Raw genomic sequence first — 21,958 nt, 5'->3', positions numbered from 1 at the left:
CTCCGATAGCACGCAAAGCTTTGCATAGTGTCGCCCGGAGCGGCGACCCCTCTGCTCTCCTCGGGGATCACCGTAGGGTTGAGGTCATGAAGATCGTGGCGTTGGCGGGCGGGATCGGCGGCGCCCGTTTCCTGCGCGGGCTCCTGGCGGCCGCCCCGGAGGCGGAGATCACCGTCATCGGCAACACCGGGGACGACATCTCCCTGTTCGGGCTGCGGGTCTGCCCCGACCTGGACACCGTGATGTACACGCTCGGCGGCGGCATCAACGAGGAGCAGGGCTGGGGACGGGCGGAGGAGACCTTCACCGTCAAGGAGGAACTGGCCGCCTACGGGGTGGGGCCGGGCTGGTTCGGGCTCGGCGACCGCGATTTCGCGACGCACATCGTCCGGACGCAGATGCTGGCGGCCGGCTACCGGCTGTCCGCGGTGACCGAGGCGCTGTGCGACCGGTGGCGCCCGGGGGTGCGGCTGCTGCCGATGACCGACGACCAGGTCGAGACGCACGTGGTGGTCGAGGACGAGCAGGGGCGGCGCGCGATCCACTTCCAGGAGTGGTGGGTGCGGATGCGCGCCTCGGTCCCGGCGCTGTCGATCGCCGCGGTGGGCGCCGCGGAGTCCGCGCCGGCGCCGGGCGTGCTGGCGGCGATCGAGGCGGCCGACGTGGTGCTGTTCCCGCCGTCCAATCCGGTGGTGAGCATCGGGACGATCCTGGCGGTCCCCGGCATCCGGGACGCGGTCGCGGCCAAGACCGTGGTGGGCGTGTCGCCCATCGTCGGCGGGGCCCCCGTGCGCGGGATGGCCGACGCGTGCCTGACCGCGATCGGGGTGGAGACGTCGGCGCGCGCGGTCGCCGAGCACTACGGCCTCGGGCTGCTGGACGGCTGGCTCGTGGACGAGGCCGACGCGGACGTGCGGGTGGAGGGCATCGACGTGCGCTCCCGGCCGCTGCTGATGCGCGACGCCGAGTCGACCGCCGCGATCGCGCGGGCGGCCCTGGACCTGGCGGTGGAGCTGAAGCGGGCGGGGGTCGCCGAATGAGCGCGGAGCCGGGCGGAGCGGGCCGGGAAACCGTCCCCGCGCAGAGCATCGAGGTCTTCGGCGTGCCGGGGATGCCGGAGGTCGCCGAGGGGGCCGACATCGCCGCGCTGATCCCGGACGGGACGGTCGAGGACGGCGACGTGCTCGTCGTCACCTCCAAGATCGTCAGCAAGGCGGAGGGGCGGGTCCTGGTCGCCGCCGACCGGGAGAAGGCCATCGACGCCGAGACCGTGCGGGTGGTGGCGCGGCGGACGCACGCGCGCGGGGAGACCCGGATCGTGGAGACGCGGCAGGGGCTGGTGCTGGCCGCGGCCGGGGTCGACGCGTCCAACACCCGGCCCGGCACGGTGCTGCTGCTGCCCGAGGACCCGGACGCCTCGGCCCGGCGCCTCCGCGCCGGGGTGCGGGAGCGGACCGGGGCCGACGTGGCCGTGATCGTGTCGGACACGCTCGGCCGGCCCTGGCGCAACGGGCTGACGGACGCGGCGATCGGCGTCGCCGGCCTGGCCCCGCTCAGCGACCTGCGCGGGCGCGACGACGCCTACGGCAACCGCCTGGAGGCCACGATCACGGCGGTCGCCGACGAGATCGCGGCGGCCGGCGAGCTGGTCAAGGGCAAGCTGGAGGGCGTGCCGATCGCGGTCGTGCGCGGGCTCTCCGGCCTGGTCACCCCGGAGGACGGGCCGGGCGCGCGGGCGCTGGTGCGCCCGCCGGAGGAGGACATGTTCCGGTTCGGATCGGCGGACGTGCTGGGCGCGCGGCGCACGATCCGCGAGTTCACCGCCGAGCCGGTGGACCCGGCGGCGGTGCGGCGGGCGGTCGGGGCCGCGATCACCGCGCCGGCCCCGCACCACACCACGCCGTGGCGGTTCGTCCTGCTGGAGTCGGCGGAGTCGCGGACGCGGCTGCTGGACGCGATGCGCGACGCGTGGGAGGCCGACCTGCGCCGCGACGGCTTCTCCGACGCGTCGGTCGCCAAGCGGCTGCGGCGCGGCGAGGTGCTGCGCCGGGCCCCCTACCTCGTCGTCCCGTGCCTGGTCATGGACGGGTCGCACGACTATCCGGACGAGCGGCGGTCGCGCGCCGAGCGCGAGATGTTCGTGGTGGCGGCCGGGGCCGGCGTGGAGAACCTGCTGGTCGCGCTGGCCGTGGAGGGGCTCGGCTCGTGCTGGGTGTCGAGCACGATGTTCTGCCGCGACGTGGTGCGCGACGTCCTCGACCTGCCGGACGAATGGGACCCGATGGGCGCCGTCGGGGTGGGCCACGCGGCCGCGCCCCCGCGCGAGCGGCCGCCGCGCGCCCCGGACGCCTTCATCGAGGTCAGATGAGGGGAACGTCAGGTAAGCGGAACAGAGTGAACGCGCGGGAATAGATCCGGGCGGGCCCCGGCTTCTACGGCCGGGGCCATTCCTTTTGTCCGTTATTTCGGACCCCGGCGCGGCGCGGAATATGACGATTGGCATAGAGTGCCCGCATGGACGCCACGAGCTCCGCTCTTCGCCGGGCCCTGGCCCGCGCGCGCGACGGCAAGACACTGGACCGATCCGAGGCCGCCACACTGCTGCAGGCGCGGGGTGCGCGGCTCGACGACCTGCTCGCCCACGCGGCGCGCACCCGGGACGCCGGCCTGGAGGCCGCGGGCCGTCCCGGCGTCATCACCTACAGCCGCAAGGTCTTCATCCCGCTGACCCGGCTCTGCCGGGACCGCTGCGGGTACTGCACGTTCGCGACCGTCCCCCACCGGCTCGACTCGCCCTACCTCAGTCCCGACGAGGTGCTGGAGATCGCGCGGCGCGGAGCGGAGATGGGCTGCAAGGAGGCCCTGTTCACGCTCGGGGACCGTCCCGAGGACCGGTGGCGCCCGGCCCGCGAGTGGCTGGACGCGCACGGCTACGACGACACGCTCTCGTATGTACGCGCGATGGCGATCCGGGTGCTGGAGGAGACCGGTCTTCTGCCGCACCTGAACCCCGGGGTGCTGACCTGGCGCGACTTCCAGCGGCTCAAGCCGGTCGCGCCGTCCATGGGGATGATGCTGGAGACGACCGCGACGCGGCTGTTCAGCGAGCGCGGCGGCCCCCACTTCGGGTCGCCGGACAAGGACCCGGCCGTCCGGCTGCGGGTGCTGGAGGACGCGGGCCGCACGAACGTGCCGTTCACGACCGGCATCCTCATCGGGATCGGCGAGACGGTCGAGGAGCGCGCGGACGCGATCTTCGAGATCCGGCGGACGATGCGCGAGTACGGGGCGATCCAGGAGGTGATCGTCCAGAACTTCCGCGCCAAGCCCGACACCAGGATGCGCGACACTCCGGACGCCGAACTGGAGGAGCTCGCCGCGACGATCGCGGTGACGCGCCTCGTCCTCGGCCCGAAGGCGCGCGTGCAGGCGCCGCCGAACCTGGTCGCCGAGCAGTTCGCGCTGATGCTGCGCGCCGGGATCGACGACTGGGGCGGGGTGTCGCCGCTGACGCCCGACCACGTGAACCCGGAGCGGCCGTGGCCGCAGATCGACGAGCTGGCCGCCAGGACCGCCGGGGCGGGCTTCGAGCTGCGCGAGCGGCTCACGATCTACCCCGAGTACGTGCGGCGCGGCGAGCCCTGGCTGGACCCGCGCCTCACCGCGCACGTCGCCGCGCTCGCCGACCCCGCGACGGGGCTGGCGCGGGAGGGCGCCGTCCCCGAGGGGCGTCCCTGGCAGGAGCCCGACGGCGGGTTCGCGGCGTTCGGCCGGACCGACCTGCACACCGAGATCGACACGACGGGCCGCACCGCGGACCGGCGCGACGACTTCGACGAGGTGTACGGCGACTGGGACGCCCTGCGCGACCGCATGGCCGCGCCCCAGCGGTTCGACGCGGACGTCAAGGCCGCTTTGGCGCGCGCGGAACGCGACCCCGCCGGCCTGTCCGACGACGAGGCGCTGGCCCTCCTGCACGCCGAGGGCCCCGAACTGGACGCGCTCGCCGCGCTGGCGGACGGCCTGCGGCGCGACGCCGTCGGCGACGAGGTCACCTACGTCGTCACCCGGAACATCAACTTCACCAACGTCTGCTACACCGGCTGCCGGTTCTGCGCGTTCGCGCAGCGCCGCACGGACGCCGACGCCTACACGCTGTCCCTGGAGCAGGTCGGGGACCGCGTGGACGAGGCGTGGGAGGCGGGCGCCACCGAGGTCTGCATGCAGGGCGGCATCCACCCGGACCTGCCCGGGACCGCGTACTTCGACCTCGCCCGCGAGGTGAAGCGCCGCGCGCCCGGCATCCACCTGCACTCCTACAGCCCGATGGAGGTCGTGAACGGCGCGTCCCGGACGGACCTGTCGATCCGGGAGTGGCTGGAGGCCGCGAAGGAGGCGGGCGTCGACTCGCTGCCCGGGACGGCCGCCGAGATCCTCGACGACGACGTCCGGTGGGTGCTGACCAAGGGGAAGCTCCCCACGGACCAGTGGGTCGAGGTCGTCACGACCGCGCACGAGATCGGCATCCCGACGACGTCCACCATGATGTACGGGCACGTGGACACCCCCGCGCACTGGGTCGCGCACATCAAGCTGCTGCGGTCCCTCCAGGAGCGGACGGGCGGGTTCAGCGAGTTCGTGCTGCTTCCGTTCGTCCACCACAACTCGCCCATCTACCTCGCGGGGCTGGCGCGGCCTGGGCCGACCGCGCGGGAGAACGTCGCCGTCCACGCCCTGGCGCGCATCCTGCTGCACGGCGCGATCCCCAACATCCAGACGTCCTGGGTGAAGCTCGGGGACGAACTGTGCACGCGCGTCCTCCAGGGAGGGGTGAACGACCTCGGCGGGACCCTCATGGAGGAGACCATCAGCCGGATGGCCGGCTCGGAGAACGGATCGTTCAAGCCCATCAGCGAACTGGAGGCGATCGCGGCCCGCGCGGGCCGCCCCGCCCGGCAGCGCACCACCCTGTACGGGGACGTTCCCGCCGAGCGCCTGGAGGCGTCCCGCCGCACGGACGGCATCGGGCATTTCGGACGGCAAGCCCTCACCCTGACGCCGGTGTCCCGGCCCGTGTGAGCGTCGCCGCCGCGGCGGGCCCGGTCAGGGCGCGCCGCGGCGGCAGCTCGGACGGCGTTCGACCAGCAGGTCCGCCGAGCGGCGCAGCTCGCGCAGGACGGCCTCGACCGACGGCCGCACCTGCGCGCCGACGCGCGTCCACATGACCATCCGGCGCTCCACGGGGGCGTCGGCGACGTCCCGCACGACGATGCCCTCCTCCCGCTCGGCGAGCGCGAGGTCGGGCACCAGGCACACGGCGCCGCCCTGGGCGACCATCGCGAAGATCACCATGAGGTCGTTGGACCTGAAGCGGACGTCGGGCCGGAAGCCGCCCAGCTCCACGCACGTCCGTTCGAGCAGGTCGGCGTGGTTGGTGCCGACGTGCCCGGTGGCCCACGGGCACCCGGCCAGGTCGGCCATCCGGACCGGGCCGCCCGGCCCGGCGAGCGGGTGGCCCTCCGGCATCCCGACCCGCATGATCTCGGTGACGAGCACCTCGGAGGTCAGCTCCGGCCTGCGCGGCCGCGGCAGGTGCGAGTACTCGTCGTTCAGCACGACGTCGATCTCCTGGAGCACCAGCGCCTGGAGCACCCGGTGGAACTCCTCGTCCAGCACGTCCACGACGAGGTCGGGATAGGTATCCGCCAGCCGCGGCAGCGCGGGCGCGAGGACGTGCAGCAGCGCCGTCTGGAAGCCGACGACCCGCACCGCTCCCGCGACGCGCCCGCTCGCGGCGAGCGCCGCCTCCTCGGCCCGCTTCGCCCGCTCCAGGAGCGCCTCGGCGTGCTCGACGAGCACCTCGCCCGCCTCGGTCAGCCGCAGCCGCCGCCCGGCGCGCTCGACCACCGGCACGCCGACGTCCCGCTGCAGCTGCGCGAGCTGCTGCGACACCGCGGACGGCGTGTAGCCGAGGGCGTCCGCGACGGCCGCGAGCGTCCCGCGCAGCTTGAGCTCGCGCAGCACCCGCAGACGTCCGAGATCCAACATGGTGAAGAGATTCTTACACAATCCCTACAGAAAGCCTCGCTGGACCTGAATGTTGGACTGAGTCAAACTGTAGGTGCGACGGTGAGAGCGGAGACCCCGGCTCCCCCGGTCGCCCCGCGCGGGAACGCCGCCACTGCGATCCCAAGGAAGAAGACCATGCTGTACGTGCTCGGCCTCATCATCGCCCTCGCCGTCCTCGGCCCCCTCTTCGGCGCCGACAGCCGGGACGGCCTCGACTGGACCCGGAACCATTTCTGGCTGCGCCGCCGCACGGCGCAGGCCCCAGTCAGAAGGACCGATAGTCCCGCACCGGCAAACGGGGGCCACGCCTCGGCGGGTGCATCCCGGACGATTCCAGCAGCCGGGTGACCCGGTATCGATGACCGGCGTAGGGCTCCAGCAGTTCGAGCATCCCGGCGTCGTCGACCTTGCGGCCCGCCAGCGCCCAGCCGACCAGGCCGGGCAGGTGGTAGTCGCCGACGGAGACGGCGTCGGGATCGCCCACCGCGCGCTGCCTGACCTCGGCGGCCGTCCACACGCCGATGCCCGGCAGCGACCGCAGCCGCGCCTCGCCCGGGTCCTCCTCCAGCCGCCGCGCGACCCGCGCCGCCCCGATGATCGTCCGGGCGCGGACGGCCTCCAGGCCGGACCGGTGCCACTCCCACGAGGGAATCCGGATCCAGACCTCCGGCGGCGGCGGCACCCGCAGGTGCGGGGCGCCGGGCGCGGGCTGCCCGAACCGGCGCAGCAGGTACGCCCAGGCGCGCCACGCCTCCTGCCCCAGGACCTTCTGCTCCATCACCGCCGGCACGAGCGCCTCGAAGACCCGCCCCGTCCGTCCGATCCGCAGCCCCGGACGCTTGAGCGCCTGGTCGCGGACGACGTCGTGCCGCGCGACGAACCCGTCCGGTTCGTCGGCCGCCCCCAGTAGCTCCGGCACCCCGTCCAGCAGCCATTCGGCGCCCGGCCCCCAGGCCTCGGCCTCGACGGAGTCCCCGGCCCACCCGACCCGCAGCGTGCCGGGACCGTCGGGGGTGTGGGACGTCCGCCAGACGGACCCGTCCCGCTCGAACCGGCACGCCGGATCGCGGGACCCGCGCCGATGCGGCGCCAGGACGTCCCGCAGATCCAGCTCCCACGGCGGCCGCCACATCCGGACCCGGCCGGGGAGGCGCCCAGCGGTCGCCTCCCCGGCCACCCCGGGCGACGGTTCAGCAACGCTCAACGAGCCGACTCTCCCTGCCTCACATGCTCCACCGGGGCCTTCTCGCACGTCGGCGCCTCGACGGTCTCCGGCACCAGTCTGCCACCGCCCGGCGGGTGAACTTCCCGTTCCACGGCAAAATATAAATATCGCCATAAAGCAGAATTCTTCTTGCTTTGCCCCGGCATAACTCTGACGCGACGGCCATCCGCGCCCTTACCTTGCGGCCATATTGCATTCAGAAAATGGCTGTTAATCTGCCGGGCAGCATCATCCCCCAACAAAAGGAAGAGTTCATGGCGAAAATGCCATTTCGGGCGTCCGCGTTCCTCGCCGCCACCTGCGCGGCCCTCCCTCTGGCCGCGACCGTGCCCGCGCACGCCGACGCCGGTGTCGCGTACCGAAGCTGCCTGCAAGTGCGCCAGAACTTCCCCAGCGCGCCGGACGGAACCTATCTGCTGAGCGACGGCGCGAAACTCTTCACGGTCTACTGCGCCGACATGACGACGACTCCCAAGGAGTACGTGACGCTCGAAAGGACCGGTTCGTCCGAGAATTACTCGCAATACAACGCCGGCGGCGCGTCGCCCGGGACGAACGTCAGGACCACCTTCACCCGGCTCCGCCTCGACCCCGCCGCGTTCACCGTGGACATCGGCGACCTGAAGTTCGCCTCGTCCACCGGCTCGCTCCGGCACAGCGGCTCCGAGACCGTGACGAGCATGCCCTACGCCGTGGCGATGTCGTGCACCGGCACTCCCGTCGGTGAGGGGAACATCGACCTGCGCGGCACGGCCGTCCGGGTGAACAACACGTTCGCCACCGGCGGCGCCGGCCCCTCGGGCACGGCCACCGTCAGCCCGGACGCGCAGACCGTCGCCCTGCGCGGCGGCGGCTTCTGCGGCTGGATCATGCCGGCCCCGGTCCGGTACAACCCGTTCAACCCGAGTCCGGGCATGCCCAACCTCAAACTGGACTGCACGAACCAGATCCGCAGCGAACGCCAGATCTGCCTGCGCCTCACCCCGGCGGCCGGCCCCCGGATGCAGGTGACGCGGGAAGGCTCGCACCGCCTGGTGCACCTGCGCCCCGGCGGCCGCACGGTGGTGCTCGGCCTGGACGGCCGGGTCCGCTCCCTCCGCTGACCCACGGCATCCGTGAGACCGCCTTGCGCCCTGGGCGCAAGGCGGTCTCACTTCGCCCGAACCCAGCGGTCAGCGGCCCCCACCGAGCACAGCGCATCAAATGGTCGCCATGAAGTGATTTCTTTGCCCGCCCCAAAAGCGACCACTACCGACGCTTTCCTCTGGCGAACAATCGTGGGTCGAGGCGGCCGAGCACACCAGAACCAGCAAGTATTACTGAGCGGATCGGAGCGTGTGAGCCGCGCCCGATACCGGTCAGGACGAAGAGTCAAATCGCCACTTGCATGGCGTCTGGTGTCAGTGGATTCTCTGTTGAGCGGATACCGCGGGTGCCTCTGACCGAGACAGCACGAGTACCCGCACGGTCTCTCGTCGTCGCCCCACGGAGGCATCATGCTCCCCAAAATCGCCACGACCGCCCTCGCCCTCGCCCTGAGCGCGAGCGGACTGGCCCTGACTCCCACCGCCGCCGGCGCCGCGGCACCGGCCACCGCGCCGAGCAGGGCACTCGCCGCGCCGGCGTTCAACGCCGCCGGCGTCTACACGATCTTCCAGAGCCGCGGGGGCAACATCCAGGTCAACGTGACCCAGGACGGCGCCGGCAGGCTCTTCGGGTCCGCGGTCTACGGCAGCACGGCCGGGACGATCGAGACGGGATCGGTGGACGGCTTCAACATCTTCTTCATCATCGGATGGTTCAACGGGACCCGGGGACGCTACGACGGCTCGCTGGGCGGCGACAGGCGCCTGTCAGGGATCACCGTCGACCTGAACCACCCCGGCAGCCAGGCGACCTGGTTCACCAGCCGCACCTTCTGAGCAAAGGGCCAGGCCGGAATACCGTTGAGAAAGGGCCGCGGCGCGGCCGAATTCGGCGCACCGCGAATACGCCGCCGGATGGGAACGGAGTAAAGAACTCAGTCGTCGGCGGAGAAGCGGATGGCCGTCGGCGGCAGTTTGATCCCGGGCCAGACGCGCACGCCGCAGCGCAGTTCGTTGCCGGGGCCCACCACCGCGCCGTCGCCCAGCACAACGCCGTCGAGGACCGCGCCGGGGCCCACCCGGGCGCCCCGGCTGAGGACCGAGTCGCGGACGGTGGCGCCCTCGGCGACGAACGAGTCCTCCAGCAGGACGCTGCCGATCACGGTGGCGCCCGCCTCGACCACGGCGCCGCGGCCGACGGTGGTGCCGCCGCGCACGACCGCGCCCGGCGCGACGCGGGCGCCCGTGAGAGCGAGGCGCTCGCCCGGCTCGCCGGGCATGGCGGGAGACGCCAGGGCGCCGAGGACGAGGTCGCGCGAACCCCGGACGAAGGCCTCGGGGGTGCCGACGTCCAGCCAGTAGCCCGACTCGACGTAGCCCATGACCACCGCTCCGGACGAGATGAGCGACGGGAACGTCTCGCGCTCGACGGAGACCACCTCGTGCTCGGGGATCGTGTCGATGGCCGACCGGCGGAAGACGTAGCAGCCCGCGTTGATCTGGTTCGTCACCGGATGGGGCGTCTTCTCCAGGAAGGCGGTGACGCGGCCGTCGCCGGCGGTGGGGACGCAGCCGAACCGGGACGGGTCGTCGACCTCGGTGAGGTGGAGCGTCACCGAGGCGGCGGCGGCCTCGTGCAGCTTCACCTGGGCGCGGACGTCGTGGCCCGACAGGATGTCGCCGTTCAGGATCAGGACCGGGTCGTCCGGGCCGCAGGTGAGGGCGCGCGCGGCGTTGCGGATGGCGCCGCCGGTGCCGAGCGGCTCGTCCTCGCTGACGTAGGCGAGGTCGACGCCGTAGGCGCGGTCGCCGAAGGCGGCCTCGAACATCTCGGCGCGGTAGGACGTGGCGAACACGATGCGCTCGACGCCAGAGGCGTGGGCGCGGGCCAGCTGGTGCGCGAGGAACGCCACCCCCGCCGTGGGTAGCAGGGGCTTTGGGGTGGAGATCGTCAGGGGGCGCAGGCGGGTGCCTTGACCTCCCACCAGGAGGATCGCTTCCACTCGGTTCCTTTCTCCACGCGCGGTCGGAGAGAGCCTAGTGGGTGCGTGCCGCGGCGTACTGGTCCACGGCACGCCGGTAGGAGGCCATGTGCGCCTCGGCGGACGCCGACCAGGAGAACCGCTCGGAGCGGGTGTGGGCCGCCTCGGCCAGTTCGGCTCGGCGGGACGGGTCGTCGATCAGCGAGGTGAGGGCGGCGCCGATGCCCTCCGGGTCGGGTTCGGTGTAGGCGACCGCGTCGCCTCCGACCTCGGGGAGGGGGCCGCGGTGCGTGGTCAGGACGGGCGCGCCGCAGGACATGGCCTCCAGGACGGGCAGCCCGAAGCCCTCGCCGCGGCTCGGGAGCGCCACGACCAGCGCGCCGCCGAAGAACCCGGGCAGGGCCGGCCAGGGCAGGTAGCCGGGGCGCAGGACGCGCAGTTCCAGCGGGACGGTGGCGAGGGCCGCGTCGACCTCGTCGTCCCAGCCGCCGCTGCCCGCGAGGACGAGCGCCGGCGCGTCCTCGCGGCCGGCGCACGCCCGCACCCAGCCGCGGATCAGGTTCGGGACGTTCTTGCGGGGCTCCAGCGCGCCCAGGTAGGCGACGTAGGGGCGGCCATGCAGGCCGAGGCGGTCGGAGACGTGCTTGACCTCCGCCTCGGACGGGCGATGGAAGACCTCGTGGTCGACGCCGTGGTAGGCGACGTCGATGTGGGACGGGTCGGCGCCGAGGATGCGGACCAGCTCGTCGCGCGTCGCGCGGGACGGCGCGATCAGCCGGGTGGCGCGGCGGGCGGCGGTGCGGGTCGCCGACTTGATGTAGGAGGTGCGCACCGGGTCGTGCGGCTCCGGCTCGGCGAACAGGGTGACGTCGTGGATCGTCACCACGGTCGGCAGGCCCGCGCTCACCGGCATCGTGTAGGTGGGCAGGTGGATGACCTCGGCGCCGACGCGCCGGGCCACGTGCGGCAGGCCCGACTGCTCCCAGGCCAGGCGGGTGGCGCGGTGCGAGAGCGTCGCGGGCCCGGCGACCACCTGCGCGCCGGGCACGAGGCCCTCATAGCGTTCGGCGTCCGCACGCTGGCAGGCGACGGCCAGGTCGGCGCCCTGCCGGTGCAAGGCGCACAGCAGCCCGTCCACATACCGGCCGAGCCCGCCGCGGTCGGCAGGCACGGCGGTGGCGTCGAGCAGAATCCGAGGCGCCACGGTCCACTCCCCCATCCAGCGCGGTGGCGTAGATCACTCTTTACTCTCCGAGCGTACGCCCGGAAGGCGCCAACTCGCCGGATCTCGTTCCACGCGATTCATCCGTGAGGGGCCCTCCCCACACGGCCACCGCTTACGCGCCCCGGCCCCCGCGGGGCCTTATCTTTTTCGGGCGCGGACCAGGACGATGCTGCCGCGCTCGTTCGGCGCGGCGCGGTCGGCGAGGGCGACGAGCGGCGTGAGCGGCGCGGCCGCGTTGAAGCCGACCCTGCCGCCGTAGGTGGAAAGGGACAGGTAGAGGCGCTCGGTGGCCGCGGTGCGGAACTGGTAGCTGTGACCGACGAGGTCGAGGCCGCGCTCGTCCATCAGCTTGCGCAGGCTGTCGTGCGTGTAGGTGTGCTGGACGTGGTACTTGGCCTTGTGCGCGTCGCGCAGTTTGGGCCAGGCGTCGGCGCGGCTCAGCACGTCGGCGGACATGAAAATCTCACCGCCGGGCTTGAGGACCCGCGCCATCTCGTCCAGCGACCTGCCGCCGTCGTCGAAGTGCTCGATGGCGCAGACCGACAGGACCGCGTCGAACGAGCCGTCGGCGAACGGCAGCCGCAGCGCGTCGCACTCGATCAGCGCGGGGGCGTGCGCGAGCGTCCGCCCGTAGACCATCTTGCCGCGGGCCAGGTCGATCGAGACGGCCTCGGCGCCGCGCCGGCGCGCGCGGCCGGCCCAGTAGCCGTCACCGCCCGCGACGTCGAGGACCCGCTTGCCGCGCAGGTCGCGCCCCATCCAGTCGAGCAGCGTCCCCGCCTCGCGGTACCGGCACACGTGCACCTGGTGCCCCATGAAGGCGACCACATCCGAAATCTTCATCGCTCCCCAACTCTAGGCGGAGCGGACGGCCGCGAGGTCACGTTCGCCTACGCTGGGCGCGTGAAGATGAAGGTCGTCGCCGTCCGGGCCCTGCGCGCGCTCCTGGTCCTGCTCGCGCTCGCGTTCTGCGGCTACAGCGTGGCGTCCCAGTGGGACGCCGCGGTGGACGCTTTCCGGCAGATGTCGTGGGCGACGCTGGCCGGGGCGCTCGCCGCGGGCCTGGCGGGGCTCTTCGCCTGGATGCTCGGCTGGCGGGAGTTCCTCGCCGGGCTCGGGTCGCCGCTGCCGGTGCGGGCCGTCTTCCGGATCTCGGGGATCAGCCAGCTCGGCAAGTACGTCCCGGGCAAGGTGTGGGCGCTGGTCACCCAGATCGAGATGACGCGCGAGCACAAGGTGCCGCCCGAGCGCAGCTTCGGCTCGACGATGCTGGCGGTCGCGACGTCCACCTCGTGCGGCCTCGCGGTCGCGGCGGTGACGCTGCCGCTGACGTCCGCGGCGGCGCGCCGGGAGTACTGGTGGCTGTTCCTGCTGGCGCCCGTCCTGCTGGCGATGCTGCACCCGAAGATCGTGAGCTGGGCGCTCGGCGTGATGCTCAGGCTCGTGCGGCGGCCGCCGCTGGAGCACCCGGTCGGCCTCGCCGCGACGCTCAGGGCCATCGGGTGGACGGTCCTCGGCTGGGCCCTGTTCGGCGTGCACACGTGGCTGCTGTGCGCGGCCGTGGGCGGCGACGGCAAGGGGCTGCCCTTCCTGGCGACCGGGGCGTACGCGCTGGCGTTCGTCGCCGGCTTCCTCGTCTTCATCGCGCCGGGCGGCATCGGGGCCCGGGAGGCGGCGCTGACGGTCGTGCTGACGCCGGTCCTCCCGGCGGGCGCGCCGGTCGTGGTCGCGATCGCGTCCCGGGTGCTGCTGACCGCCGCCGACCTGCTGATCGCGGGCGCGGCGTTCCTGCTGGGCAGGACGGCCCCGGCGACCGGGAATGAACCGCGCTCCGAGCCGCTTGTGACGGGTACGCAGCCCATGACGGATGCGCAGCCTACGAAGGAGGGACCGTGACGGCCCCGATCACCGTGACCGACGCGACGTTCGCGGACGAGGTCCTGAGCAGTGACACCCCCGTGCTGGTCGACTTCTGGGCCGACTGGTGCGGGCCGTGCCGCATGATCGCTCCCGTCCTGGAGCAGATCGCCGCCGAGCAGGACGGCAAGATCAAGATTGCGAAGATGGACTACGACGCGAACCCTCAGACGCCGGGCAAGTACGGCGTGATGGGACTGCCGACCCTCCTGCTCCTCAAGAACGGCGAGGTCGTGGAGCAGATCGTCGGCGCCAAGCCGAAGCGCGCCCTGATGAAGGTCATCGAACCGCACCTTTGACTTCCTCCCCTCCAGGTTGGGAGGGGAGTGCTACGGCTCGCACCGCAGAGTTTTCTGCTTCGCGGCCGACTGCGGAAGGGAGGGCCCCGGCCGTCTGACATCAGCTCCACAGACATCACCGGGGTCTCCCCTGGCTACGGCTCGACCAGCCGCAAGGATGTTCTTTGCCGCATTGATGTCCCGGTCGTGCCGGGTGCGGCAGCCCGGGCACGTCCAGTGCCGGGTGGACAGGCTCAGTTCCGCGAGCAGGTGCCCGCAGTGCGAGCAGGTCTTGGACGAGGGGTACCACCGGTCGATCACGACCAGGGTCCGCCCGACCCGTTCGGCCTTGTACTCCAACTGGCGGCGAAACTCACCCCACCCGCAGTCGGAGATCGCCTTAGCGAGCCTGCGGTTCTTCACCATGTTGGCGACGGCGAGGTCCTCGATCGCGATGACGTCCGCCCTGCCGACGAGGGAGGTGCTGGTGCGGTGCAGGAAGTCGGTGCGGGCGTTGCGGATCTTGCGGCAGGCGCGGGCGACCTTGATCTTGGCCTTGCGCCGGTTGCTGCTGCCGGGCTGCTTGCGGGCCATGCGCCGCTGGTACCGGGCTAGATTGCGCTGCTTCTTCTCCAGATGGCGGGGGTTGGCGATGCGCTCCCCGTCAGAGGTCACCGCGAAGTCGTTGACCCCCAGGTCGATGCCGATCTGACGCCCGGCGGCCGGCATGGGCTCGGGCTCAGGGGTTTCGACGGCGAAGGTCACATACCAACGGCCGTCCGCTTCCCGGGAGACAACTACCATCGTCGGATCCAACGTGGGCAGGTCCACATCCTCGAACGACCACACCAGTGCTAGCGGCGCCCGGGTTTTGGCCAGCCACAGTTCCCCGTCCTTCATCCGGAAGGCTGAGCGCGTGTAGTGCGCGGACTGGCGAGAGGTGCGGCTCCTGAAGCGCGGGTAGCGGGCACGTCCGGCGAAGAAGTTAGCGAAGGCGGCGTGCTGGTGGCGCAGCGCCTGCTGCAACGGAACCGAAGAAACTTCGTTCAGGAACGCCAGGTCCTCGGTCTTCTTCCAGGCGGTCAAGGCGGCGTCGGTTTCCCGGTAGGAGATTCGCCTGGCATCGGAATGCCAGGCCCGGTGGCGTTCGGCGAGGGTCTTGTTCCAGACCAGCCGGACACAGCCGAACGTGCGGCCGAAGAGGGCCGCCTGATCGGGGTCGGGGTAGGCCCGGCACTTGTACGCCGTCCGCATGACCGCGACATTACTAGTGGACGGGAAGGCTGTAAGGATTTCCGGTTACACCGGGGATCGCCCAGCTGCGCCGGACCGCTCGGCCTCACCGCCATCCTTACCCGACCGCCTGATCCCCCTGTCGGGGCCGCTGCCGCCTGCCCGGGCGAGGCGGTTAGTTTCCTGTGAGCGCGTCGAGGTAGGCGGTCCAGAGGGGGCCGTGGTCGACCGGGCGGACGCCGGAGCGGAGGCGCTCCGGCTCGCCCGGCTCGTAGAAGCGGCGCAGGGCCGAGGCGAGGGACGCGACGTCGTCCGGCCGGCAGATGAGGCCGTCGGCGCCGTCGCGTATCTGGGCCGCGAAGCCCCCCACATCGGTGGCGATCACCGGGAGGCCGTGCTCGTGGGCCATCCAGACGTTCTGTGACGCGGTCGCCGTGCGGTACGGCAGGACGAGGGCGTCGGCGGCGGCGAAGAGTCCCGGGACGTCGGCGGCCGGGACGTATCCGGGCCGCAGCTCGACCATCGACGTGAGGTCCAGCGAGCGGATCAGCTCGCGGGTCTCGTCCAGGCCGCCCCAGAACTCGCCCGCGACGGTCAGCGCCACGTCGTCCGGGCCCTCGGCGAGGGCGCGCAACAGGACGTCCAGCCCCTTGTACGGGCGGACGATCCCGAAGAACAGCAGCCGCCGGCGTACCTTGCCGTCGCCGGGCGCGGCGGCGCCGGCCGCGGGCAGGTGCGCGGCCATCTCCGCGACCCGCACCGGCCGCGGGGTGAGCCCCCGCGCCAGGTCGGCCTGCTCCTCGGTGTGGACGAGCACGCCGTCCACCTTGCGGAGCAGGCGCCTCATCAGCGGCTCGTCGTAGGGCTTGCGCTCGTGCGGCAGGACGTTGTGGCACAGCGCCACCACCGGGGTCCGGCCCCGGAGCCCGGCGAGGATCCCCAGGTAGGACGGCACCTGAACGGTGCTCAGCACGACCAGGACGACCAGGTCGCACTCGCTCAGCGCGCGGCCGGTGCGCCACCAGCCGTCCGGGCGGCGCCAGTCGAGCCGGCGCCGGGTGCCGGGGAACGGCTCCCCCTCCGGCTCGGAGATCGTCTGCTGGCCGGGGTACAGGAACGAGGGGTACTGGGCCCGCCACGACTCGATGACGACGTCGTGGCCCGCCGCCGCCAGCCGGTGCGCCAGCTCGGTGGTGTGCCGGGCGCCGCCGCCCTTGTAGGGGAACGCGGGCCCGACGATCGCGACGCGCATGCCGCTAGACGTCGCCGCGCGAGCGGACGATCAGGTCGGCCAGCAGCGCCAGCGACGCGATGATCAACCCCGTCACGAAGATCATGATGGTGTTGTTGGCGAAGTAGCCGAAGTGCACCACCATGTCGAACACGCCCTTGAGCAGGCCGATCACGATCAGCCACAGCGCGGGCGGCATCAGCACCTTGAGCGGGTTGAAGTACATCACCATCCGCAGCACCTGCAGGATGTAGCGGTAGGCGTCCTTGGTGAAGTGGAACTTCGACTTGCCGGCCCGCTTGGCGTAGTCGATCGGCACGTACCGCACCGGGTGCTGGTTCGACAGGAACGCGATGGTGATCGTCGTGACGCAGGAGAACCCGGGCGGCAGCAGCCGCAGGTACGGCAGCGACACCTCGCGGCGGAACGCGCGCAGCCCCGAGTTCAGGTCGGGGATCTTCGTGTTGGTGAGCCGCTCGGCGACCTTGCGGATGAACCACTTGGCGGGCACCCGCAGCGCCTTGTGCGTCCCCTCCTCGGTGGTGCGCGCCCCGACGACCTGGTCGACCGCCGGGTCGGAGTCGAGGAGCTCGACCAGCTCGGGGATCCGGTCGTTCGGGTAGGACATGTCGGCGTCGGTCCACACGACGATGTCGCCGCGGGCCTGCTGGGAGCCGATGCGCCGGACGGTGCCCGAACCGCTGTTGTGCTGGAACGCCATGATGCGCATGTTCGGGAAGCGGGGCGCCGCCTCCTCCAGCCGGGCGAGCGTCGCGTCCGTCGAGCAGTCGTCGACGGCCAGCAGCTCGTAGGTCTTGCCGCTGGCGTCCATCGCCGCGCAGATGCGCTCGACCTCGGCGATCACGTGGTCCTGCTCGTTGTAGCAGGGCAGGACGATCGTGACGTGCACGGCGTCGGAGGCGGCCGGCGGACCGGGCGCGGGCGCCGGCTCCGGCACGGGCGCGGACTCGGACGCGGGCTCCACATCGGCGGGCGGATGGGGCTTCGGCTCGACAGACTGGGTGCTCACGCAGCGCGAGGATACTCGCCCCGGCGCGCATCGGCGGCCACTACGCCCCCGCGGGCTCGGCCGCCCACACCTCCATGGTCAGCCCCCAGGTGCCGCCGGGCGGCCCGGTGAGCGTGCGCCCGTCCTGCCGCGTCACCAGGTGCAGCACCCGCCGCGCCGGCCCGTAGGGGGCGACCTGCTCGGGCCTCGCCGCCATGATCACCGGTCGGCGCCCGGCACGCCGCGCCCCGGCGGCCACGCGCCGCACGTCCTCGGGCGACGCGGAGCCGGTCGTGCGCGCGGCGGGCAGCCCGCACTCACCGCGGACGACCTGGAGGAACCGGTCGGCGGTGGCCTGCTCGACCATCACGACGGAGGCGCGCGCGGGCAGCGCCCGGCACAGTCCCTCCACGGCGGCGACCTCGCCCTGCTCCGTGCGGGTCACCAGGTAGCCGCCGGACGTCAGCAGGATCGGCACCAGCATCAGCACGAAGCCGGCGACCGTTCCCGCCCGCACCATCCTCGGCCCGTAGCCGAGCCGCCGGACGCGCTTGACGGTCCAGGCCGACGCGAACACCGCGAACAGCAGCAGGCCGGGGATGACGAGGCCGATCAGCCGGCGGGACGCCCACGGGTGGTCGGGCGTGATGCCGGGACGCACCAGCACCTGCGCGGTCGTCCAGACGACCATCGCGTAGGGCAGGAGCCATTCCGGCGACTGCCCGCGCAGCAGCCGCCGCACCAGCAGCGCCGCGCCGAACGTCGCGAACAGCAGCGCGGGGACGCCGATGTACCAGAGGACCCAGTACAGCGACAGCTCGGAGTACTGCCGGGTGCCGTCGACCGGGATGTCCTGGATCTTCTGGATCATCTCGATGAACCGGACGTTCATCGCGTCGTCGCCGGTCGCGGGCGGGCGGCGGACGGTCTGCACCAGCGGCCGGAGCGCGAAGCCCGCCATGACCAGCACGGTGAGGACGGCGACGGCGCCCGGCAGGCGGCCGCGCGCGACCGCCGCGCCGGCGCGGCGCAGCCGGGTCCCCACCCGGTCGCGGCGCAGCGCCACGACCATGACGACCGTCGCGGCCAGCACGGCCGCGGAGATGGCCGCCAGCGGCACGAGCGAGCCGCGCAGGTAGGAGAGGTAGGGCCGGGACATCGTGAGGCCCTCGACCACGCCGGCGCCCGCTCCGAGCAGCAGGCCACCGGCGGTCCAGTAGCCGGTCGCCCGTCTGCGCGCGATGAGCAGTCCCGCGAACGCCACCACCGGCAGGACGTCCCGCAGCCCGTCGATGCGGACGAGCACGATCAGCCCGAGCGCGGCCCCGCCGAGGAGCGCCTTGGCGCCGGCGACCCGGCCGTCGGCGGGCTCCCGGCGGACGTCGTACAGCAGCGACAGGCCGCCGAGCAGCAGGACGATGGCGGGCAGCTCGCTGAAGGCGTTGCGGGAGACGTAGAGCATCGGCAGCGTCAGCGCGAGGAGCAGCGCCCCGGCGGGGGCCCAGCGGGGGCCGACGAGGCGCGCGACGAGCCCGGCGAACGACAGCACGCAGCACGCGCCGAGAACCGGGGCCGCCAGCACCATCCCGTGGGCGCCGCCGACCCATCCGGCGGGCGCCAGGACCAGCGGCCACCCCGCCATGAACTGCGGGACGACGGCGCCGCCGTCCTGGTAGAAGGCGGGGCTCGCGAAGGCCAGGGCCGCGTCCGGGCCGCCGAACGCCCGCTCCGACAGCGGGATCGGCAGGGATCCGTGCTTCGCCAGCCACATCGCGAACTGGACATAGGACGCGGGGTCGCGGCGGACGACGATCTGCTCGGAGCACATGACGACCTGGAGCACCAGGAACGCGGCGGTGACGGCGAACACCGACCACACCGGCCGGCGCCCCACCGCGTCCAGGCCGCCTGGGGCGTTCAGGCTCCCCGGGCGCCCGCCGGGGGCGTCCCCGGGCCCGGTCCGCAGGCCGAGCCACAGCACCAGGGCCGCGACCGGCACGAACAGCGCGACCGCCGGGGCCGGGCGGAACACGCCCGCCATCAGCAGCGGCAGCGACACCGCCAGCCAGGCGACGAGGACCAGCGCCGGGACCGCGGTCGCCCGGACGAGCAGCCGACCAGCGTTCATGATTCCGCCCCGGGCTCGCCGTCGGGGCGCGCGCCCGCCACTGTTCCGTCGTTCACCCGTGCGGAGCGTAGCGGCATCGGCGGGATGGCGGCGCCAGGACGATCATGCGGGCATACGCTCGGACCATGAGCGCACATGCCGGGGCCGCGGACACGCCCGCGGAGCTGCTGCGGCGGCGGGTCGCGGACGACCCGTCCCGCCCGCTGGTCACCTTCTACGACGACGCGAGCGGCGAGCGGGTCGAGCTGTCCGCGCGGACGTTCGGGAACTGGGTGGCCAAGACGGCCAACTTCCTGGTGGACGGCCTCGCCGCCGAGCCCGGCACCCGCGTCGTCCTGGTCCTGCCGCCGCACTGGCAGACCGCGGTGTGGCTGATGGCCTGCTGGTCGGCCGGTCTCGTCGCCGAGCCCGTCGATCCGGAGGACTTCGGCCGCGGCGGCGCCGAACCGGCCGGGGCGTCCGAGCCGTACATCCTGGCGGTGGCGCAGGAGGTGCTGGACGACGTGCTCGCGGACGAGGTGCTCGCAGGAGGGGCCGAGGAGATCGTCGGCCTGTCGCTCCACGCGCTCGGCGGCCCGCTCGCCGACTGCCCGCCCGGGGTGACCGACTACGCGGCGGAGGTGCGCGCGTACGGAGACAGGTTCGCCCCCGGCCCCGGGGCGGATCCGGAGGCCCCCGCGCTGAGTGTGACAAAGGCCACATTCAGCGCGGCGGAGCTGGTGGGCGCGGCACGCGGGGCCGTTGAGAAATGGGAGCTGGACGCACGCGACCGGCTCCTGGTTGACATGTCCTTCACCACACTCGACGGGGTTCTGGCCTGCCTGCTCGCACCACTAGCCTCGGGTGCTTCCGTCATAATCCAACGAAACTTTGACAAAGCCGCCCTAGATCGTCGCCTGACCCTGGAGCATGTGACGGTGGTGGCCGGTACTTCCGGACCGAATGACGAATCCGGCTCCGTGTACCGCCTCCCCTGACCTACGCTTCCCTTTGCCCTCGTCCCGTCCGTTCGAACCATGAGCCACGGGCCGGCCCCATAGCGGGGACGTCCCCCGGACCCCCGGAACCGCCCATACCCCCGGACCTCGGAGCCGATGAACAGCAACCCGATGTACATGGAGTACGTCGACGACGCCGACCCGCAGCCGGCGCCGCGACGCGGCTGGCGCATCCTCGGCTGGGTGTGCATCGGACTGTCGGCGGTCATGGTGGTCGGCTCTCTCACCGCCTACGGCCTGTACCGCCAGGCGTTCGGGAACATCTCGCACGAGGACGTCAACGCCCAGCTCGGCCCCAACCGGCCGAAGAAGCTGAACAGCGCGATGAACATCCTGATGCTCGGGTCCGACACGCGTGAGGGCTCGAACGCCAAGTACGGCCGCTCGATGAAGAACGAGGTGCCGCGCTCGGACACGATGATCCTGCTGCACCTGTCCCCCGGCGGCGGCCAGGCGATGGGCATCAGCTTCCCCCGCGACCTGATGGTCCGGATGCCCTCCTGCAAGAGCCGCAAGGGCGGGGTGGTCCCGGCGCAGACCCGCGCGCAGATCAACTCGTCGTTCAGCAACGGCGGCGCGGCCTGCGTCATCAAGACGATCGAGAGCATCTCCAACATCCGCATCGACCACTTCATGCAGGTCGACTTCAACGGGTTCAAGGCCATCACCAACGCCGTCGGCGGCGTCCCGGTGTGCCTTCCCAAGGATGTCAACGACCCCAAGTCCAAGCTGAAGCTGACCGCGGGCAAGCACAAGATCAAGGGAGAGACGGCGCTCGCCTACGTGCGGGTGCGGCACGGCCTCGGCGACGGCTCCGACACCGACCGCATCAAGCGCCAGCAGAAGTTCATGGGCTCCCTCGCCGGCCAGGCGATGAGCGCGGGCGTGCTCAGCAACCCGCGCCGCATGCTCCAGCTGATGAACGCCGTGACCAAGTCGCTCACCACCGACAAGGAGCTGACGCCGCAGGTCATGATGGACATCGGCAAGGAGATGCAGGGCATGACCACCGGCAAGCTGCGGTTCGTGACCGTCCCGTCCGGGCCCGACCCGCTGGACCCGAACCGGGTGGCGCTCACCCCCGCGGCCCAGCCGTTCTTCTCCGCCGTCCGCAATGACAAGACCGTGCCGAAGGAGCCCAAGCCGGGCGCCACGAAGATCCCGCCGAGCCAGGTGCGCGTGCGGGTCTACAACGGCAGCGGCATCGACGGCCAGGCCGGGCGCGTCGCCAGCGACCTGGAGTCGCAGGGCTTCCAGGTCACCGTCGGCGGGAACGCCCCCTCGCCCACGACCACCACGCAGGTGCTGTACGGTGCCGGTGCCGACCAGCAGGCGCAGACCCTGACCGCGCTGATCCCGAGCAAGCCGCAGGCCGCGGCGCGCACCACGGGCGGCACGCCGGGCGTCGTCGACCTGATCGTCGGCCAGAACTGGACGAACCTGAAGAGCGCCGGCGCCGGCATCCCGAAGCAGCAGGGTGAGATCCGCGCCAGCGACGACATCTGCAAGGAGACCTGACCGGGCAGCCGTATGACTTACACCACCAGGCCCTCGGAGGCCGACGCGGCACAGCGAACC

18 protein-coding genes are annotated in these 21,958 nt (G+C 72.4%); 9 read left to right on the top strand and 9 right to left on the bottom strand.

Annotated elements, in window-relative coordinates:
- Positions 1 to 86: 86 nt before the first annotated feature.
- From cofD to ABD944_RS17515, 3 genes are all read left to right on the top strand, one after another.
- On the top strand, positions 87 to 1,040 hold the full coding sequence (cofD, locus tag ABD944_RS17525) for a 2-phospho-L-lactate transferase (protein ID WP_345177717.1): 954 nt from the start codon (positions 87 to 89) through the stop codon (positions 1,038 to 1,040).
- Positions 1,037 to 2,368 carry a coenzyme F420-0:L-glutamate ligase gene (locus ABD944_RS17520; RefSeq protein WP_345177715.1) on the top strand — a complete coding sequence of 444 codons (1,332 nt, stop codon included), beginning with the start codon at positions 1,037 to 1,039 and terminating at the stop codon, positions 2,366 to 2,368. Before cofD ends, ABD944_RS17520 begins: the two co-directional genes overlap by 4 nt.
- A gap of 146 nt (positions 2,369 to 2,514) precedes the next feature.
- Positions 2,515 to 5,079 (top strand): bifunctional FO biosynthesis protein CofGH, encoded by a 2,565-nt coding sequence (locus ABD944_RS17515; protein WP_345177712.1) that lies wholly within the window; start codon positions 2,515 to 2,517, stop codon positions 5,077 to 5,079.
- Between the two features lie 24 nt (positions 5,080 to 5,103).
- On the opposite strand, the gene ABD944_RS17510 is transcribed toward ABD944_RS17515, so the two are convergent.
- Both ABD944_RS17510 and ABD944_RS17505 read right to left on the bottom strand, forming a co-directional pair.
- On the bottom strand, positions 5,104 to 6,048 hold the full coding sequence (locus ABD944_RS17510) for a LysR family transcriptional regulator (RefSeq protein WP_345177710.1): 945 nt from the start codon (positions 6,046 to 6,048) through the stop codon (positions 5,104 to 5,106).
- 286 nt (positions 6,049 to 6,334) lie between these two features.
- Complete coding sequence (locus ABD944_RS17505) at positions 6,335 to 7,273, bottom strand: DNA-3-methyladenine glycosylase family protein (RefSeq protein WP_345177708.1); 939 nt, start codon at positions 7,271 to 7,273, stop codon at positions 6,335 to 6,337.
- A 275-nt stretch (positions 7,274 to 7,548) separates the two neighbouring features.
- Between ABD944_RS17505 and ABD944_RS17500 the strand changes: the two genes are divergently transcribed.
- Together ABD944_RS17500 and ABD944_RS17495 are read left to right on the top strand one after the other, a co-directional pair.
- Positions 7,549 to 8,397, top strand: a complete 849-nt coding sequence (locus ABD944_RS17500; RefSeq protein ID WP_345177707.1) for a GON domain-containing protein — start codon at positions 7,549 to 7,551, stop codon at positions 8,395 to 8,397.
- A gap of 393 nt (positions 8,398 to 8,790) precedes the next feature.
- Positions 8,791 to 9,216: a hypothetical protein gene (locus ABD944_RS17495; RefSeq protein WP_345177705.1), complete on the top strand. Its 426-nt coding sequence runs from the start codon at positions 8,791 to 8,793 to the stop codon at positions 9,214 to 9,216.
- Between the two features lie 98 nt (positions 9,217 to 9,314).
- On the opposite strand, the gene manB is transcribed toward ABD944_RS17495, so the two are convergent.
- The 3 genes from manB to ABD944_RS17480 all read right to left on the bottom strand — a co-directional run bounded on the left by manB (position 9,315) and on the right by ABD944_RS17480 (position 12,429).
- Entirely contained in the window at positions 9,315 to 10,382 is a 1,068-nt protein-coding gene (gene manB / locus ABD944_RS17490; protein ID WP_345177703.1) for a mannose-1-phosphate guanylyltransferase, read from the bottom strand.
- A 34-nt stretch (positions 10,383 to 10,416) separates the two neighbouring features.
- On the bottom strand, positions 10,417 to 11,565 hold the full coding sequence (locus ABD944_RS17485) for a glycosyltransferase family 4 protein (protein ID WP_345177701.1): 1,149 nt from the start codon (positions 11,563 to 11,565) through the stop codon (positions 10,417 to 10,419).
- Positions 11,566 to 11,724: 159 nt separating this feature from the next.
- Positions 11,725 to 12,429 (bottom strand): class I SAM-dependent methyltransferase, encoded by a 705-nt coding sequence (locus tag ABD944_RS17480; protein ID WP_345177699.1) that lies wholly within the window; start codon positions 12,427 to 12,429, stop codon positions 11,725 to 11,727.
- Positions 12,430 to 12,495: 66 nt separating this feature from the next.
- Here ABD944_RS17480 and ABD944_RS17475 point away from each other — a divergent pair, with 66 nt between their 5' ends.
- Positions 12,496 to 13,482 carry a lysylphosphatidylglycerol synthase transmembrane domain-containing protein gene (locus tag ABD944_RS17475; RefSeq protein ID WP_345177883.1) on the top strand — a complete coding sequence of 329 codons (987 nt, stop codon included), beginning with the start codon at positions 12,496 to 12,498 and terminating at the stop codon, positions 13,480 to 13,482.
- Positions 13,479 to 13,802 (top strand): thioredoxin, encoded by a 324-nt coding sequence (gene trxA / locus ABD944_RS17470; protein WP_179837481.1) that lies wholly within the window; start codon positions 13,479 to 13,481, stop codon positions 13,800 to 13,802. Before ABD944_RS17475 ends, trxA begins: the two co-directional genes overlap by 4 nt.
- A 30-nt stretch (positions 13,803 to 13,832) precedes the next feature.
- Here the strand turns inward: trxA and ABD944_RS17465 are convergent, their stop codons facing one another.
- The 4 genes from ABD944_RS17465 to ABD944_RS17450 all read right to left on the bottom strand — a co-directional run bounded on the left by ABD944_RS17465 (position 13,833) and on the right by ABD944_RS17450 (position 19,382).
- Positions 13,833 to 15,035 (bottom strand): RNA-guided endonuclease InsQ/TnpB family protein, encoded by a 1,203-nt coding sequence (locus ABD944_RS17465; protein ID WP_345177697.1) that lies wholly within the window; start codon positions 15,033 to 15,035, stop codon positions 13,833 to 13,835.
- A gap of 154 nt (positions 15,036 to 15,189) precedes the next feature.
- Positions 15,190 to 16,266: a glycosyltransferase family 4 protein gene (locus tag ABD944_RS17460; protein ID WP_345177694.1), complete on the bottom strand. Its 1,077-nt coding sequence runs from the start codon at positions 16,264 to 16,266 to the stop codon at positions 15,190 to 15,192.
- Positions 16,267 to 16,270: 4 nt separating this feature from the next.
- Positions 16,271 to 17,203: a glycosyltransferase family 2 protein gene (locus tag ABD944_RS17455; protein WP_345177881.1), complete on the bottom strand. Its 933-nt coding sequence runs from the start codon at positions 17,201 to 17,203 to the stop codon at positions 16,271 to 16,273.
- A gap of 112 nt (positions 17,204 to 17,315) precedes the next feature.
- The gene (locus ABD944_RS17450; RefSeq protein ID WP_345177692.1) at positions 17,316 to 19,382 is read right to left on the bottom strand and encodes a hypothetical protein; all 2,067 of its coding nucleotides are present in this window, start codon (positions 19,380 to 19,382) and stop codon (positions 17,316 to 17,318) included.
- Positions 19,383 to 19,507: 125 nt separating this feature from the next.
- On the opposite strand from ABD944_RS17450, the gene ABD944_RS17445 reads away from it, so the two are divergent.
- Positions 19,508 to 20,359, top strand: coding sequence for a TIGR03089 family protein (locus tag ABD944_RS17445; protein WP_345177691.1), 852 nt, complete (start codon positions 19,508 to 19,510; stop codon positions 20,357 to 20,359).
- A 117-nt stretch (positions 20,360 to 20,476) separates the two neighbouring features.
- Positions 20,477 to 21,898 (top strand): LCP family protein, encoded by a 1,422-nt coding sequence (locus ABD944_RS17440; RefSeq protein ID WP_345177689.1) that lies wholly within the window; start codon positions 20,477 to 20,479, stop codon positions 21,896 to 21,898.
- The last annotated feature ends 60 nt before the right edge of the window (positions 21,899 to 21,958 follow it).

This window comes from Actinomadura verrucosospora (assembly GCF_039540335.1).
In the GTDB taxonomy this organism is placed as follows: Bacteria; Actinomycetota; Actinomycetes; order Streptosporangiales; family Streptosporangiaceae; genus Spirillospora; species Spirillospora verrucosospora.
The sequence above is the reverse complement of the archived record's forward strand: the minus strand, read 5'-3'. Positions and strand labels throughout refer to the sequence as shown.